Origin of the sequence: Citrobacter sp. C348 (assembly GCF_047467975.1) — a bacterium.
Lineage (GTDB): Bacteria > Pseudomonadota > Gammaproteobacteria > Enterobacterales > Enterobacteriaceae > Citrobacter > Citrobacter gillenii.
On the sequence record NZ_JASJUJ010000006.1, the window covers coordinates 255,968 to 272,074 of the forward strand.

Consider the following 16,107-nt stretch of genomic DNA (forward strand, 5'->3'; position numbering starts at 1 on the left):
ACTCCTGTCTATCAGGGGCGCAAATATAGCAAATCTGTCGAATCTACGCCAACAAACAACGATACACGACATCCCGCAGGCCGCCTTGATTCAGCTTGACTGATTTTGTGTATATAATCGCAACCTGTATAAATTGAGGAGCATTCCATGTCTGCTTTTACCCCGGCAAGTGAAGTCTTGCTGCGCCACAGTGATGATTTCGAACAAAGCCGTATTCTGTTTGCCGGTGATTTGCAGGATGACCTGCCTGCCCACTTCGAAAGTGCCGCCAACCGCGCACATACCCAACAACTCCACCACTGGCAGGTGCTAAACCGCCAGATGGGCGATAACGTACGCTTTAGCCTCGTAGCCCAGGCCGAGGACGTTGCGGACAGCGATACGCTGATCTATTACTGGCCGAAGAATAAGCCGGAAGCCCAGTTCCAGTTGATGAACATTCTGTCGCTGCTGCCGGTCGGCACCGATATTTTTGTCGTTGGCGAGAACCGCAGCGGTGTACGCAGCGCGGAGCAGATGCTGGCCGAATTCGCGCCACTGAATAAAATCGACAGCGCACGCCGCTGTGGTCTCTATCACGGTCGCCTGGAAAAACAGCCGGTCTTTGATGCCGAAAAATACTGGGACGAGTACAGCGTCGACAACCTGACCATCAAAACGCTGCCGGGCGTGTTCAGCCGTGACGGCCTGGATGTCGGCAGCCAACTGCTGCTCTCAACCCTGACGCCGCACACCAAAGGTAAAGTGCTGGATGTCGGTTGCGGGGCGGGTGTTCTCTCCGTAGCCTTAGCCAGTCATTCACCGAAAGTGCGCCTGACCCTGTGTGATGTCAGTGCATCCGCGGTTGAAGCCAGCCGAGCTACGCTTGCAGCAAACGGTATTGAAGGCGATGTCTTTGCCAGCAACGTCTTTTCTGACGTGACAGGTCGCTTTGACATGATAATCTCTAACCCGCCGTTCCACGATGGGATGCAAACCAGCCTCGATGCCGCACAAACCCTGATTCGCGGCGCGGTGCGTCACCTGAACAGCGGCGGTGAACTGCGTATTGTGGCCAACGCCTTCCTGCCGTACCCGAAAATTCTGGATGAGATGTTTGGCTTCCATGAAGTCATCGCCCAGACCGGTCGTTTTAAGGTGTATCGCACGGTAATGACCCGCCAGGCAAAAAAAGCCTAACGGAAATCACTCACGGCCATGTACGTGGCCGTTTTTGCGCCAATCAACCCAGACCGCGTAATTAGCTATTGACGAAAAGTTGAAAACCACTAGAATGCGCCTCCGTGGTAACGATACTTTTTGAGTGTCGATGGTATGCGAAGGTGGCGGAATTGGTAGACGCGCTAGCTTCAGGTGTTAGTGTCCTTTCGGACGTGGGGGTTCAAGTCCCCCCCCTCGCACCATAATCCACATTTGATATTGCTCGCACTGGGCGAAGGTGGCGGAATTGGTAGACGCGCTAGCTTCAGGTGTTAGTGTCCTTAGGATGTGGGGGTTCGAGTCCCCCCCCTCGCACCAACGAGGCGATATCAAAAAAAAGTAAGATGACTGTGCGAAGGTGGCGGAATTGGTAGACGCGCTAGCTTCAGGTGTTAGTGTCCTTAGGATGTGGGGGTTCGAGTCCCCCCCCTCGCACCAATTATCTTATTTTCCTCTCGATTATCTTCCTTGCTTTGTTCATCCCTGATTCCAGTTCATCATCATCAGAACCACACCGGCGATCACTGCTGCGCATGAAGGCAGTAAAACAAAATGCCGTAAACGCTTGTGGTACAGCATCAGTGAAGTTAACAGTAATCCTAATACAATCATCGCTTTCCATGCGTGAACTGACAGGTCAGTAAAAGCCAGACCCGCAATGAATATCCCCGGCAGCAGCACACCCCATCCACTGCCCAGCGCACGTTGCAACATGGTTTCACCTATGACATTGATAATGATAACCAATATCATATGATATATTTTCTCATTTGTCAGCGGGGAGGTACTATCAATTATATGAGTTTTACTTAACGATTGATGACATGAATAATTTAAGGTGATAAATTGCTCGCCGGTTAGCTTTTCAACTAAAACAATAAAGACCTTAGCTAATGATATCTCGTTCGTTATTTGTTTTATTTACCAACACACCTTCGTATATTGCAGATAAATAACAATATTTACCTATGACAGTACAATCCTGGCGAACGCTGCGCACCAAAAAATATCAACTCTCTTTACGACTGTTTCTGCTGCTCAACGCAGTCTCCGCACTGTTTACACTTTTTTTCCCACTTTTTGCCATCAAAACGTTACCAGTGCCAGCATTGTCGATACTCGTGATGAGTACACTGTTGCTGGTATGGCATGGGAGATATACGGATAAACGAATTAATCTTCCTTTTATTTCAATCGCTTTTGGCTTGCTATGGGCATTACATATTTCCCTGAAATATAACGCACTAGGTCATAATGATTATTCTTTTTTATTGATAGCCCTGCTCAGCGTGCTGTTTATTGGCTCGATTGCTTTTGCCAATAATATCATCGCCTTTACCCTCCATTCACTCCCTTCCGTTGCCGTCTGCTTGTGGCTGAACGGCAGCGAACATGGGCTGCGCGTGATCTATTTTATGGCGCTGCCGATGGCCGGGATCGCCATTCAGCATGTGATTCAAAAGCGTTACGACGGTTTTGCTCAGCAACTGATGTACAAGCTGCTGGAAGAGCGAGAAACGCTTAACGGTCTCAGTATGCTCGACCCCCTAACCGGCCTGTATAACCGCCGGGGACTGCAACACCGACTCGATACGCTGCTGGCCCTGAGCAACGCGAAGCATTACGTGCTGCTGCTGGATATCGACCATTTCAAAGCCTATAACGACCATTACGGGCATATGATGGGTGACCAGGCGCTGATCCGCGTTTCTGCCGCCATTCGGGATTCCGTGCGTTCACGGGATGTGGTGGCACGCTTTGGCGGCGAGGAATTTATGGTTTTACTGACGGCAGTCGATCCGCAGCAAGCACAGACCGCCGCCGAGCGTATTCGCCAGAAAGTCTACGATCTTAAAATTCCCCACATGTTTAACGAAAACGTGGCCACCAACGTGACCATCAGCATAGGTATTGCGCCGCTGGTGGATCAGGATATTGATACCGCAATCAGCAAAGCGGATAAAGCCCTGTACGAAGCCAAAAACCAGGGACGCAATAACACCCTGGTCAGCAATGAACTGCGGATAAACTAACCCCTACCTACGCTATGTGTGCGCTGTCACCCGACGCCACGACAAAAACCTTGCCATCGCCAGATTCTGTCTATAGGATTAGCAATCATTATCATTTAGATTAACATCCTTATATAGCTATGGCTTATCGTTCCGCACCGATCGTTGAAATCGTTGAAGATGTCATCTGGCGCAGCTACCTCCCTACGGAGATGCCGTCGCTGGCCGATTCAGTGCGTGCAACCATTGCTCAAACCCGTGAGCACCTACTGGACTTCATTCGTCTTGATGAAACACCTCCACAAGGTGCCATGACGCTGCATGAATGGACCCAACCCGCCACGCTGCGTTCACTCCTGGCAGTTTATTCCGATCATATCTATCGCAATCAGCCCACGTTAGCTCGTGAAAACAAACCGCTGATTTCACTCTGGGCACAGTGGTATATCGGTCTGATGATGCCCCCGCTGATGGTGGCGCTGCTGACGCAAAAAGACGCCATTGATGTTGCACCCGAACATATGCACGTCGAGTTTCACGAAACGGGTCGTGCAGCCTGCTTCTGGATAGACGTTCACCCCGACAGGCAGACCACCGCCCGCTCACCACAACAGCGGATGGAAACACTGATTCTTTCTGCACTGACGCCGGTTGTCCGGGCGCTGGAAGCAACGGGAGAGATTAACGGCAAGCTTATCTGGAGCAATACCGGATACTTAATTCACTGGTATTTGACAGAAATGAAGCCGCTGCTGGGTGATGAACTACTGGCAGCGTTGCGCCAGGCCTGCTTCTTTGAGAAACAACTCACCTGTGGCGAAGATAATCCACTCTGGCGCACCGTGGTGCCACGTGACGGGCTGTTAGTCCGCAGAACCTGCTGCCAGCGCTACCGTCTGCCAGACGTCCAGCAATGCGGCGACTGTACGCTGAAATAAGCGAGAATCCTCCCCCTCGCCGCTCGTCTTAAACGTCCTGCTGATGTTGCTTTGTTGTAACAATAAAATATTTACAGCCACGCTTCCCCTGTGACAAATTACGCCATGCGGTTTTCTGCCGTGCAGAACTGCGCGTACGCTATCGGGAGAGAAGAATGAGTTTGCAATCAGTACGGCTATTTTTGGCGGAACATGCCCCGGATATTGAAATCATTGAACTGGACCAGAGCACGGCCACCGTCGATCTGGCAGCGAAAGCCCACAATGTCGAACCCGGACAGATCGCTAAAACGCTTTCTCTAAAAGTAAAAAATGACATTATCCTGGTCGTCGCCAAAGGCGATGCCCGTCTGGATAATAAGAAGCTAAAAGGTACGTTTGGCGCGAAAGCCCGCATGCTGAGTAGTGATGAAGTGGTCAACGCAACGGGACATCCGGTTGGTGGCGTCTGCCCTTTTGGACTGGAGACCCCCATTTCAGTCTACTGTGATATCTCCCTGAAGCATTACGCTGAAGTCCTACCCGCAGCTGGAGCCACGCACAGCGCAGTGCGTATCACGCCAGACAGAATGGCTGAACTGACTTCTGCTACCTGGGTTGATGTATGTCAGTAACGAATACCCACCCTGGTGCCGGAGAGTGAATCCGGCACACGCGTAATCGCCCCGTTACGAAACCGCATGGAGAAAAGGCGCTGGCTCCCCGGCACGTAAGTACAGCAGAATATCAGCGGCATCCAGGAGTCCGGCGTCAGAATTCACACCCAGTTTAGACATCACGTTAAATTTATGCGCCCGAATGGTTTTAATGTTCCGTTCAAGCTGAATGGCGATCTGCGGCATCGAGTATCCATTCGACATAAAACGCAGTATTTCGCGCTCAGTAGGGCTTAACATACGGTTTTGGTTAACAAACCAGTGATTTTTTGTCCCTTCGACTCCCCGTTTGGCGCAATTCAAGGCTGCGAGTAACCCTTCCTGTAATACATCCAATGACGATGCTTTGCTGATGACCCCATCCAGCGGCAACGGGGAAAGCGAGCTAATTAATCGCACTTCAGCATCATCATCAGCGATCACCACACGCCGGATACGCGGATAATTGACCGCCAGTTCCGTCAGGTAGACCAGCCCAGCGCGGCGATCCGCTCTTAACGCTGAAAGTGAAAAAATGACCGCAGAAAAAGACGTTTTTAACATTTCCTGGCTAAAGGTCGGCTGATTAGAAAACTGATAAATATGGTATGGGCTATCTGGCATGGTATTAAATAAACTCTTAATACCAACACGACTCATTGCGCACTTTTCTACCAGTGCGACATTGCTTTTGTTATTTCTGCTTTCCATTCCGTGGTCTCTCCATAAACTGAAGGTAAGTTCAGCTCTCGTGCTCCTTGAGAACTATTTATCCATGCATACATTTCTGCATTGCTATGGATTGATAAACGACGCATCGCGCTATTTTTTTGTGCGCTAATTGTTTTATTACTTTTCTTTAGTAACATCGCAATCTGGTTAATTCCCCAACCTTTTCCGAGTAGCCGTAACACTTTTCTTTCAGAAAGAGTGAGAACAATTGACCGGGCGCTGTGATCCTGTAATTCAGGGATAATTGGCGGAGAGAGCAGCACCTTACTGATTCTCTCGGCCCGGGTATTTCCCGAATGAATAACATTCACCAGACTCTCAATGGGTTCCGCATCAGATAACAGTGAGCTGACAGGACACATGAGCAACTCAACAGCCAGAGGATAAAACAGGCGTGAAACGAGAAAAACCCAGTGGATATCGCGATATTGAGACAGTAAAGAATAGAATTGATCGCAGATTGCACGCGGATTACTACAGTCCCTGGTTAAGTCAGCTATCACCAGGTCAGAGCAGCGCAACTGCAGCAAAGTTAGTTCTTCTACGGAGCGACAATATGTCAGTTCATAATCAGAGAACTGCCCTTGCATCACCCCTTTGAGCCCAGTTTGTATGATTGGTAATTTACTAATGATAATTGCGTTCTTGCAGCGTCCTGGCAACATAAATCCTCCATATTCACCTGTCCGCAATCTTGTTCACCTGAAATTATTTCATAAATAAAAAAACAATAAGACAGCAGGTAAAAAGATAGACAGTGTGAATTATTTATCCTTGGTTTTTATTTTTAATATATGAAAAAGTGATGACACTACAGTCCTAATAGCATCACACTATAAAACCATCCTGACATAATCACTTAGAGGAACATTAATTGTACAATTAAAATATCTACATTAATTTATTAGCGCTACTTACGTAATTGCAGCACACAGGAATAACCGCGCCTGGGAAGTTAACTCTATAGCATAGAAAAGAGAGCCGTACATCGGCAAAACTCACCGCTCTGCCTTTTTTTTCAACACAAAGATTGATCTTAGCCAGAGCCAGCGGGATCATGCTTCATGATAAAAAGAAGACAGTCGTTATCCAGAGTGCATCTTTTCAGTCAGAGCGAGCCATGCAAACAGAGCAGTCGTCACAGCGAACGGTTACACGGTTATGTATACAATGCGGACTATTTTTACTGCAACACGGGGCGGAAAGCGCGCTGGTTGACGAACTCTCTACCCGCCTCGGCCTGGCGCTTGGTATGGATAGCGTAGAAAGCGCCATTTCCTCTAACGCTATCGTCCTGACCACCATTAAAGACGGACAATGCCTGACATCGACCCGAAAAAATCAGGATCGCGGCATCAATATGCACGTCGTAACCGAAGTTCAGCACATCGTCATTTTGGCCGAGCATAAGCTGCTGGACGGCAAAGGCGTGGAGAAACGCTTTAGTCAGATTAAACCGCTGCGCTACCCTCGATGGCTGGTTTCATTGATGGTCGGCCTGTCCTGCGCCTGCTTTTGTAAGCTGAATAATGGCGGATGGGATGGGGCGATTATTACCTTTTTTGCCAGCATGATTGCTATGTATATCCGCCAGATTCTGGCCTCCCGGCATTTGCATCCGCAAATTAACTTTTGCGTCACCGCTTTTGTCGCCACCACCATTTCCGGTCTGCTGCTGACGTTGCCGACGTTTAATCACACGCCGACGGTTGCCATGGCGGCCAGCGTGCTGCTGCTGGTTCCAGGTTTCCCATTGATTAATGCGGTCGCAGATATGTTTAAAGGGCACATCAATACCGGGCTGGCGCGCTGGGCCATTGCCAGCTTGCTCACGCTGGCAACCTGCGTTGGTGTAGTGATGTCGATGACTCTGTGGGGGTTACGCGGATGGGTGTAATTGATTTCATTTTTGCCCTGCTGCAGGACATGATCCTGTCTGCAATTCCGGCTGTCGGATTCGCCATGGTCTTTAACGTACCGCATCGGGCGCTCCCCTGGTGTGCCCTGCTCGGCGCGCTTGGGCACGGTTCACGCATGGTGATGATGACCGCGGGGCTCAATATCGAATGGTCAACCTTTATGGCATCATTACTGATTGGCTGCATCGGGATCCAATGGTCACGCTGGTATCTGGCGCACCCGAAAGTCTTTACCGTCGCGGCGGTAATCCCCATGTTTCCGGGGATCTCCGCGTACACGGCGATGATCTCTGCGGTAAAAATCGGTCATTTCGGTTACAGCGAGGAGCTGATGATTACCCTGCTGACTAACTTCCTGAAAGCCTCGTCCATCGTGGGGGCCCTGTCCATCGGGCTTTCCGTACCGGGATTATGGCTGTATCGCAAACGCCCGCGCGTGTGACGCTGCACCTGCTTAAATACCATAGCGGATGGGGAATCACCCTCATCCTGCTGCTCTCCTTCTTCTCTGTGTTACTATAAAAGCAGTCCCCTTCTCGGTTGTTGTTCAGTATTGAGAAACATTATGCCCTGTAAAATTTTGACTCCGGACGTCGTCGGTATTGACGCCTTATTACACGATCACCAGGCCGTGCTGACAAAGTCAGCAGGTGGCGCAGTGGCCGTTTTCGCCAATAATGAGCCCGCGTTTTATGCCGTAACCCCTGCGCGTCTGGCCGAACTACTGGCGCTCGAAGAGAAGCTGTCACGTCCGGGAAGCGATATCACGTTGGATGCGCAATTTTACGAAGAGCCGCAAGCGGCACCTGTTGCCGTACCGATGGGGAAATTTCCGATGTACGCTGACTGGCAGCCCGATGCTGACTTTCAGCGACAGGCCGCGCTATGGGGCATCGCGCTCAGAGAACCGGTCACCGCCGAAGAGCTGGCCGCGTTTGTGGCCTACTGGCAGGCAGAAGGCAAGATCTTTCACCATGTTCAGTGGCAGCAAAAACTCGCGCGTAGCGTACAAATTGGCCGGGCCAGCAATGGCGGAATGCCCAAACGTGATGTTAACAGTGTCAGCGAACCTGACAGTCATATTCCACCGGGTTTTAGAGGATAACGATGAAAAACGTTGGCGACCTGATGAAACGTCTGCAAAAAATGATGCCGCCCAATGTCGAGCCCGCATTCAAAACGGGCGAGGAACTGCTGGCGTGGCAAAAAGAACAAGGTGAAATTCATGCTGCGGCGCTGGCGCGCGAGAACCGGGCCATGAAAATGCAGCGTACGTTTAACCGCTCCGGTATCCGTCCGCTGCACCAGAACTGCTCGTTTGAGAACTATCGGGTCGAGTGCGAAGGACAAATGAATGCCCTGAGCAAAGCCCGTCAGTACGTCGAAGAGTTTGATGGCAATATCGCCAGCTTTATCTTCTCCGGCAAACCTGGCACCGGAAAAAACCATTTGGCTGCCGCCATCTGCAACGAACTGCTGCTGCGCGGCAAGTCAGTGCTGATCATTACCGTGGCAGACATTATGTCGGCAATGAAAGAGACGTTCAGCAATCGTGAAACCAGCGAAGAGCAGCTGCTCAACGATCTCAGCAACGTAGATCTGCTGGTGATCGACGAGATCGGCATGCAGACCGAATCGCGCTATGAAAAAGTGATCATCAACCAGATCGTCGATCGCCGCTCTTCCTCCAAGCGACCGACCGGCATGCTGACAAACAGCAATATCGATGAAATGAACAAACTGCTGGGTGAGCGCGTGATGGATCGTATGCGGCTCGGCAATAGCCTGTGGGTGATTTTTAACTGGGAAAGTTATCGCAGCCGGGTGACAGGCAAAGAGTATTGAGACCATTCCTAACATCAGCGGCGCTATACTGCGCTGAAAAGGCATAACACGAGTTACCTGGAATGATAATGATGAAAGCAACAAAACGATTTCTGTGCTGTGCGGTTGCCGCCAGCACGCTGATCTCCACCAGCGTTTTCGCCGCCTCCTGGCAGGATTCACTCTCCAGCGCGGCTGGCGAGCTGAGTAAGCAAACCTCAGGTTCACAGGACAGCACCTCACTTTCTTCCCTGACCAGCCTGCTCGGCAGTAATCAGTCGCTCACGTCCAGCAGTATGAACAATGCAGCCGGGATTCTGGAATATTGTGCGAAACAGAAACTGGCTTCGGTCACCGATACCGAAAACGTCAAAAATCAGGTGCTGGATAAACTAGGCCTCGGCGCAACGGAGCAGAAAAAAGACACTAACTATCTGGACGGCATTCAGGGCATGCTCAATGCCAAAGATGGTCAACAGCTTAATCTGGATACGATTGGTAACAGCTCGCTGGCAAAGCAAGTCAAAACCAAGGCCTGCGATCTGGTGTTAAAACAGGGTATGAACTTCATTTCCTGATGCACAAATGCCGCGCACGGTTTTTCACAGCCTGCGCGGTATCAATTTATGTCCCGCAAACATTCCTCAAAATAATCAGTAATCCCCTTCAACACCCTGCATATCTAAACCAATTCTGAATAACAACGTAATTAAATGTCACTACAATTGCAGCAATGTAACAACGCTATTACATTGTACTGTCCAGAAATGATTAGCCTGCCAGGTATTTACCCGGCTTACTGAGGATCGTCCGTTGTCTGAATTATTCTCCATCACTCTGTTTCTCGCGTCGGTGTTGATTTACGCCTGGAAAGCGGGTCGCAACACCTGGTGGTTTGCCGCCACGTTAACGGTGCTGGGGATTTTTATTGTCCTGAATATCACGCTGTATGCCAGCGACTATTTCACCGGCGACGGCATCAACGACGCAGTGCTGTACACGTTGACCAACAGTCTGACCGGCGCGGGCCTTGGCAAATATGTTCTGCCCGGCATTGGGATTGCACTGGCGCTGGCCACCGTGTTTGGCGCGCTGGGTTGGGTGCTTCGCCGTCGTCGCCACCATCCTCATCACGTGGGTTACAGCCTGCTGGCTCTGTTGCTGGCGCTGGCGTCGGTGGATGCTAGCCCGGCGTTTCATCAGATAACCGAACTGGTGAAATCCCAGTCGCGCGATGGCGACCCGGACTTTGCGGCGTATTACAAAGAGCCGTCAAAAACCATTCCCAACCCGAAGCTGAACCTGGTATATATCTACGGCGAAAGCCTGGAGCGCACCTATTTTAACAATGATGCATTCCCGGATCTGACCCCGGAGCTCGGGGCATTAAAAAACGAAGGGATGGATTTCAGCAATACTATGCAGCTGCCGGGAACGGATTACACCATCGCCGGCATGGTCGCTTCACAGTGCGGCATTCCGCTGTTTGCCCCGTTTGAAGGTAACGCCTCGGCATCAGTTTCCAGCTTCTTCCCAAACAATATTTGCCTGGGCGACATCCTGAAGAACTCCGGCTATCAAAACGTCTTTGTACAGGGCGCAAATCTGCGCTTTGCCGGGAAAGACGTGTTCCTGAAATCCCATGGTTTTGATCATCTGTACGGCGCAGAAGAGTTAAAAGGCGTAGTCGCGGACCCGGCCTATCGTAATGACTGGGGCTTTTACGACGATACCGTCCTCGATGAAGCGTGGAAAAAATTCGAAGAGCTTTCACGGTCTGGTCAACGTTTTTCACTGTTTACCCTGACGGTCGATACTCATCACCCGGATGGATTTATTTCGCGCACCTGCAACCGCAAACGCTATGACATCGATGGCAAAGCCAATCAGTCATTTAGCGCAGTCAGCTGTAGTCAGGAAAACATTGCCGCGTTTATTAAGAAGATCAAAGCGTCACCGTGGTTTAAAGATACCGTTATTGTAGTGTCCTCCGATCATCTGGCGATGAACAACACCGCCTGGAAGTACCTGAACAAGCAGGATCGCAACAACCTGTTCTTCGTGCTACGCGGCGACAAGCCGCAGCAGGATACGCTGGCGGTGAAACGCAACACGATGGATAACGGCGCGACCGTCCTGGATATTCTCGGCGGCGATAACTTTATCGGTCTCGGACGCAGTAGCTTGTCGAGCGAGTCCGTGTCAGAAGTATTCCTGAACATCAAAGAGAAAATGCTGGCCTGGAAGCCCGATATTATTCGCCTGTGGAATTTCCCCAAAGAGATGAAAGCATTCACCGTCGACACGGACAAAAGCATGATCGCGTTCTCCGGCAGTCACTTCCGCCTGCCGCTGCTGCTGCGCGTGTCAGAGCAACGCGTTGAACCACTGCCGGAAAGTGAATACTCTGCCCCGCTGCGCTTCCAGCTGGCGGATTTTGCCCCGCGCGATAACTTTGTCTGGGTAGACCGCTGCTACAAAATGGCCCAGCTGTGGGCACCGGAACTGGCGCTCTCCACCGACTGGTGTGTATCACAAGGGCAACTGGGCGGGCAGCAAATTGTACAACACGTCGATAAAGCCAAATGGCAAGGTAAAACCGCGTTTAAAGACACGGTGATCGACATGGAGCGCTACAAAGGTAACGTCGATACGCTGAAAATTGTCGATAACGATATTCGCTACAAGGCCGACAGCTTCGTCTTTAACGTGGCCGGCGCGCCAGAAGAGGTGAAACAATTTAGCGGGGTTTCACGCCCCGAATCCTGGGGGCGCTGGTCCAATGCGCAGCTGAGTGACGAGGTAAAGATCGAATACAACGCCCCGTTACCGAAGAAATTCGATCTGGTGATCACCGCCAAAGCCTTCGGTGACAACGCCAATCGTCCCATCCCGGTACGCATCGGCAACGAGGAACAAACGCTGGTGTTAAGCCATGACGTCACTACCACCACGCTGCATTTTGATAACCCAGCAGACGCCGACACGCTGGTCATTATCCCACCCGATCCCGTCGCTACCAACGAGGGCAACATTCTGGGCCACTCTCCGCGAAAGCTGGGGATCGGAATGGTTGAAATCAAAATCGTGGACCTGCAAGGATAAAAAAAACAGCGCCCAACACACCTCCGGGCGCTGCATGGCAACCTTATCAGAAGGTGATCACGCCCTTAATCAGTTCACGGTTGTTGATCACATCCCGCTCGTAGATCTCTGCAAGCGTGGCAAACGCGTAACGGTGCGTCAGCATCATGTCCGCCGTCAGCTTACCTTCCGACATCAGGCGACCGACTTTGGCAAAGTCTTCCGGCGTGGCGTTGCGACTCCCCATCATGGTGGTTTCTTTCTTGTGGAATTCTGGGTCAGAAAACTGCAAATCACCTTTGAACAGCCCAACAAACACAATGCTGCCGCCGTGACGAATCAAATTCACCGTGTTGTTCATTGCATGCTGATTCCCCGTCGCATCAATCACTTTTTGCGCCAGAGAACCGTCAAACTGCGCGCGTAACTGCGCGTCAAAGTCCTCAGCAGAGGGATCGATAACCGGTAATCCTAAGCGGGAGACTACATGCTCCCGCCTGGCAGGGCTGGTATCCGCCACCACCACCTGTGCACCATCGGCTTTGGCAATCGCCGCTGCGCCAAGACCAATCGGCCCCGCGCCCACCACCAGCACCTGCTCGCCAGGCACCACGGCAGCCCGACGCACAGCATGCGCACTGATGGCATACGGTTCGATCAGCGCCGCCGCTTGCGGATCAATGCCCTGCGCATCCAGCAAGTTGGTCTCCGGCACGGACAGATATTCGCTGAAGCCCCCATCCTGGTGCACGCCAATCACCGAAATCTTCTCGCAGCAGTTGGTGCGCCCGCTCTGGCACGCCGGGCACTGTTGGCACGCAACGTAAGGAATAACTGCAACCTGCTGGCCTATTTCCAGATTTTGTATATTCCGCCCCAGGCTGACAACTTCCCCACATATTTCATGGCCTAATACGCGTGGATAGCTGAAAAAAGGTTGATTGCCACCCCAGGCATGAATATCGGTCCCACAAATCCCGACAGACTTTATTTTTATTAATGCTTCGCCATTACCCGGAATAGGTATATCACGTTCTTTCCAGACTAATTTTTTGGGTTCCTGGCAAATCAGTGTATTCATCGTAGACATGATTCTGCTCTCCTGTTTTTTTGTTGCCTCAGATATCGATGAAAATAAAAATGCTGGCGCAAGCAGAAACATAATCTGTGAAACCCAACGCATAAAAATGTTTTAAATCGGGTTTTAATAGGTAAAAAGGAGACGCCATGAGCCGTTCACAGAATCTACGCCACAATGTGATTAACCAGATAATTGATGATATGGCGCGGGGTCATATTCCTTCCCCACTGCCCACACAAAGCGCGCTGGCAGAGATGTACAACATCAGCCGCACCACCGTGCGCCATATGCTGGGCCATTTAGCTGAATGCGGTGTGCTGACGCAGGTGGGTAGCCACTACGTAATCGTACGCAAACCGGATCATGACGACGGTTTTGATTGCACTACGGCCCCAATGGCTGAGCAAAATCGTATTTTTGAACAGGCCTTTTTCACTATGATTAACCAGCGCCAGCTGCGCGCAGGCGAAACGTTCTCCGAGCTGCAGCTTGCCAGAGCAGCGGGTGTCAGCCCGGTCGTTGTGCGGGAATACCTTTTAAAATTCGAACGTTACAACCTGATTAAAAACGAAAAACGCGGTCAGTGGAGCATGAAGCAGTTCGACCAGGCCTATGCCGAACAACTGTTCGAACTGCGCGAAATGCTGGAAACGCATTCTTTGCAGCATTTCCTGAATCTGCCCGACAATGACCCGCGCTGGCTGCAGGCCAAAACGCTGCTCGAGCGCCACCGGATGCTACGCGACAGCATTGGCAGTAGCTTTCGTATGTTCTCGCAGTTAGACCGCGAGTTCCACGCCCTGCTGCTTTCCGCTGCTGATAATATCTTTTTTAATCAGTCACTTGAGATAATTTCTGTGATTTTCCACTTCCACTATCAGTGGGACGAAAGCGACCTCAAGCAGCGCAATATCATTGCCATAGATGAGCATATGACCATTCTCAGCGCGCTGATCTGCCGCAGCGACCTGGATGCCACCCTGGCACTCTGTAACCATTTGAATTCAGCCAAACAATCGATGATTCGCTCGATCAACCAAACCAGTGACAGCCCCAATTAAGAACGGATAAAAAACAGCAAACCACTACCGGGAGCACGATTTTATAAAAATAAAAACGCCAGAAAAAACCTCTTGCCTATGCTCACGCTAAGTCGACTGCATTAAAAAAATTTCGTGAGCGGTGATGAATAACGTGATTTATCACTGGTATTTTTCAATACAGCACGGTCTAGCACCGTGTAAAAATAAATTATTGAGGTTCAGGAGTCCGGCGTGGAAAAAAATAATATTACCCTCGACCCGAGTTCTTCGTTTGGCACCTCGTCATCTGCGGATATTAATGTTCCGCCAGACGGCATGGTGCAACGCAGCAGTCGAATAAAACGCATTCAGACCACAGCAATGATTTTATTATTTTTTGCGGCGGTCATTAATTATCTCGACCGCAGTTCACTGTCAGTAGCTAACCTGACAATTCGTGAAGAACTGGGACTCAGCGCAACCGAAATCGGCATCCTGCTGTCCGTGTTCTCTCTCGCTTACGGTATTGCGCAACTACCCTGCGGTCCGCTGCTGGATCGCAAAGGCCCGCGCATTATGCTGGGGCTGGGCATGTTCTTCTGGTCACTGTTTCAGGCGATGTCCGGCATGGTACATACCTTCACTCAGTTTGTGCTGGTACGTATCGGGATGGGGATTGGTGAAGCGCCCATGAACCCGTGCGGCGTGAAGGTGATCAACGACTGGTTTAACATCAAAGAGCGCGGCCGCCCGATGGGATTATTCAACGCTGCCTCAACGATTGGTGTCGCCATTAGTCCGCCGATTCTGGCCGCGATGATGCTGGTGATGGGCTGGCGCTGGATGTTTATCACTATCGGCGTACTGGGTATTTTCCTCGCCATCGGCTGGTACATGCTGTATCGCAACCGCGAGCAGATTGAACTGAGCGCCACCGAACAAGCGTACCTGAACGCCGGTAGCGTCAATGCCCGCCGCGATCCGCTGAGCTTTGCCGAATGGCGCAGCCTGTTCCGTAACCGTACCATGTGGGGCATGATGCTGGGCTTTAGCGGCATCAACTACACGGCATGGTTGTACCTGGCCTGGCTGCCGGGTTACCTGCAAACGTCCTATAACCTGGATTTAAAAAGTACCGGGCTCATGGCCGCCATCCCGTTCCTGTTTGGCGCCGCCGGCATGCTGATTAACGGTTTTGTCACCGACTGGCTGGTGAAAGGCGGCATGGCGCCGATTAAGAGTCGGAAGATTTGTATCATTGCCGGGATGTTCTGCTCTGCAGCGTTCACCTTCGTGGTACCGCAGGCGACAACCTCAATGGCCGCAGTGTTACTGATTGGGATGGCGCTGTTCTGCATCCACTTCGCCGGCACGTCCTGCTGGGGTTTGATCCACGTCGCAGTGGCTTCCCGTATGACCGCCTCCGTGGGCAGTATTCAGAACTTTGCCAGCTTTATCTGTGCGTCGTTCGCACCGATTGTCACCGGATTTATCGTGGATACCACCAACTCTTTCCGTCTGGCATTGATTATCTGTGGTTGCGTGACGATGGTAGGGGCGTTCGCTTATATCTTCCTGGTTCGCCAGCCAATTAGCGACCCGCGTCAGGAGTAATTATGTGTAGCCCGATGGCGGCTACGCCTTATCGGGCCTACGTAAC

Annotated in this window: 16 protein-coding genes and 3 tRNA genes; 15 read left to right on the forward strand and 4 right to left on the reverse strand. The window is 51.2% G+C overall.

Annotated elements, in window-relative coordinates; genetic code table 11:
• The first annotated feature begins 147 nt into the window (after positions 1–147).
• The 4 genes from rsmC (at position 148) to QNN86_RS13750 (ending at position 1,638) form a co-directional block, all read left to right on the forward strand.
• Positions 148–1,179 (forward strand): 16S rRNA (guanine(1207)-N(2))-methyltransferase RsmC, encoded by a 1,032-nt coding sequence (gene rsmC, locus QNN86_RS13735; RefSeq protein ID WP_115259530.1) that lies wholly within the window; start codon positions 148–150, stop codon positions 1,177–1,179.
• 137 nt (positions 1,180–1,316) lie between these two features.
• A tRNA-Leu gene (locus tag QNN86_RS13740) sits at positions 1,317–1,403 on the forward strand.
• Positions 1,404–1,432: 29 nt separating this feature from the next.
• Positions 1,433–1,518, forward strand: a tRNA-Leu gene (locus tag QNN86_RS13745).
• A 34-nt stretch (positions 1,519–1,552) separates the two neighbouring features.
• Positions 1,553–1,638, forward strand: a tRNA-Leu gene (locus QNN86_RS13750).
• A gap of 39 nt (positions 1,639–1,677) precedes the next feature.
• On the opposite strand, the gene QNN86_RS13755 is transcribed toward QNN86_RS13750, so the two are convergent.
• Complete coding sequence (locus QNN86_RS13755) at positions 1,678–1,953, reverse strand: DUF1435 domain-containing protein (protein ID WP_096758414.1); 276 nt, start codon at positions 1,951–1,953, stop codon at positions 1,678–1,680.
• Positions 1,954–2,168: 215 nt separating this feature from the next.
• Between QNN86_RS13755 and QNN86_RS13760 the strand changes: the two genes are divergently transcribed.
• The 3 genes from QNN86_RS13760 to QNN86_RS13770 all read left to right on the forward strand — a co-directional run bounded on the left by QNN86_RS13760 (position 2,169) and on the right by QNN86_RS13770 (position 4,764).
• On the forward strand, positions 2,169–3,233 hold the full coding sequence (locus tag QNN86_RS13760) for a GGDEF domain-containing protein (RefSeq protein ID WP_182270479.1): 1,065 nt from the start codon (positions 2,169–2,171) through the stop codon (positions 3,231–3,233).
• A gap of 119 nt (positions 3,234–3,352) precedes the next feature.
• Positions 3,353–4,150, forward strand: coding sequence for a siderophore-iron reductase FhuF (fhuF, locus tag QNN86_RS13765; protein ID WP_182270480.1), 798 nt, complete (start codon positions 3,353–3,355; stop codon positions 4,148–4,150).
• Between the two features lie 155 nt (positions 4,151–4,305).
• A complete protein-coding gene (locus QNN86_RS13770) occupies positions 4,306–4,764 on the forward strand; it encodes a YbaK/EbsC family protein (RefSeq protein WP_181631594.1) in 459 nt (152 codons plus the stop codon).
• A 54-nt stretch (positions 4,765–4,818) separates the two neighbouring features.
• On the opposite strand, the gene bglJ is transcribed toward QNN86_RS13770, so the two are convergent.
• Both bglJ and QNN86_RS13780 read right to left on the reverse strand, forming a co-directional pair.
• Positions 4,819–5,496 (reverse strand): DNA-binding transcriptional activator BglJ, encoded by a 678-nt coding sequence (gene bglJ / locus QNN86_RS13775; RefSeq protein ID WP_181618574.1) that lies wholly within the window; start codon positions 5,494–5,496, stop codon positions 4,819–4,821.
• Positions 5,457–6,182 carry a helix-turn-helix transcriptional regulator gene (locus tag QNN86_RS13780; RefSeq protein WP_181618573.1) on the reverse strand — a complete coding sequence of 242 codons (726 nt, stop codon included), beginning with the start codon at positions 6,180–6,182 and terminating at the stop codon, positions 5,457–5,459. Before QNN86_RS13780 ends, bglJ begins: the two co-directional genes overlap by 40 nt.
• A gap of 455 nt (positions 6,183–6,637) precedes the next feature.
• Between QNN86_RS13780 and QNN86_RS13785 the strand changes: the two genes are divergently transcribed.
• The 6 genes from QNN86_RS13785 (at position 6,638) to opgB (ending at position 12,365) form a co-directional block, all read left to right on the forward strand.
• Positions 6,638–7,414 carry a threonine/serine ThrE exporter family protein gene (locus tag QNN86_RS13785; protein ID WP_181618572.1) on the forward strand — a complete coding sequence of 259 codons (777 nt, stop codon included), beginning with the start codon at positions 6,638–6,640 and terminating at the stop codon, positions 7,412–7,414.
• Positions 7,405–7,878 (forward strand): threonine/serine exporter, encoded by a 474-nt coding sequence (locus QNN86_RS13790; protein WP_096758421.1) that lies wholly within the window; start codon positions 7,405–7,407, stop codon positions 7,876–7,878. Before QNN86_RS13785 ends, QNN86_RS13790 begins: the two co-directional genes overlap by 10 nt.
• A gap of 123 nt (positions 7,879–8,001) precedes the next feature.
• The gene (gene dnaT, locus QNN86_RS13795) at positions 8,002–8,541 is read left to right on the forward strand and encodes a primosomal protein DnaT (protein WP_181618571.1); all 540 of its coding nucleotides are present in this window, start codon (positions 8,002–8,004) and stop codon (positions 8,539–8,541) included.
• A gap of 2 nt (positions 8,542–8,543) precedes the next feature.
• On the forward strand, positions 8,544–9,281 hold the full coding sequence (dnaC, locus tag QNN86_RS13800) for a DNA replication protein DnaC (protein ID WP_096758423.1): 738 nt from the start codon (positions 8,544–8,546) through the stop codon (positions 9,279–9,281).
• A 68-nt stretch (positions 9,282–9,349) separates the two neighbouring features.
• Complete coding sequence (locus tag QNN86_RS13805; protein ID WP_414211276.1) at positions 9,350–9,838, forward strand: DUF2501 domain-containing protein; 489 nt, start codon at positions 9,350–9,352, stop codon at positions 9,836–9,838.
• A 235-nt stretch (positions 9,839–10,073) separates the two neighbouring features.
• Positions 10,074–12,365, forward strand: coding sequence for a phosphatidylglycerol--membrane-oligosaccharide glycerophosphotransferase (gene opgB, locus QNN86_RS13810; protein ID WP_414211278.1), 2,292 nt, complete (start codon positions 10,074–10,076; stop codon positions 12,363–12,365).
• 46 nt (positions 12,366–12,411) lie between these two features.
• Here the strand turns inward: opgB and QNN86_RS13815 are convergent, their stop codons facing one another.
• Positions 12,412–13,434, reverse strand: coding sequence for a zinc-binding alcohol dehydrogenase family protein (locus tag QNN86_RS13815; RefSeq protein ID WP_096758426.1), 1,023 nt, complete (start codon positions 13,432–13,434; stop codon positions 12,412–12,414).
• Between the two features lie 137 nt (positions 13,435–13,571).
• On the opposite strand from QNN86_RS13815, the gene QNN86_RS13820 reads away from it, so the two are divergent.
• Positions 13,572–14,486 (forward strand): FCD domain-containing protein, encoded by a 915-nt coding sequence (locus QNN86_RS13820; RefSeq protein ID WP_414211280.1) that lies wholly within the window; start codon positions 13,572–13,574, stop codon positions 14,484–14,486.
• A gap of 213 nt (positions 14,487–14,699) precedes the next feature.
• Positions 14,700–16,061 (forward strand): MFS transporter, encoded by a 1,362-nt coding sequence (locus QNN86_RS13825; protein ID WP_096758428.1) that lies wholly within the window; start codon positions 14,700–14,702, stop codon positions 16,059–16,061.
• Positions 16,062–16,107 lie beyond the last annotated feature (46 nt).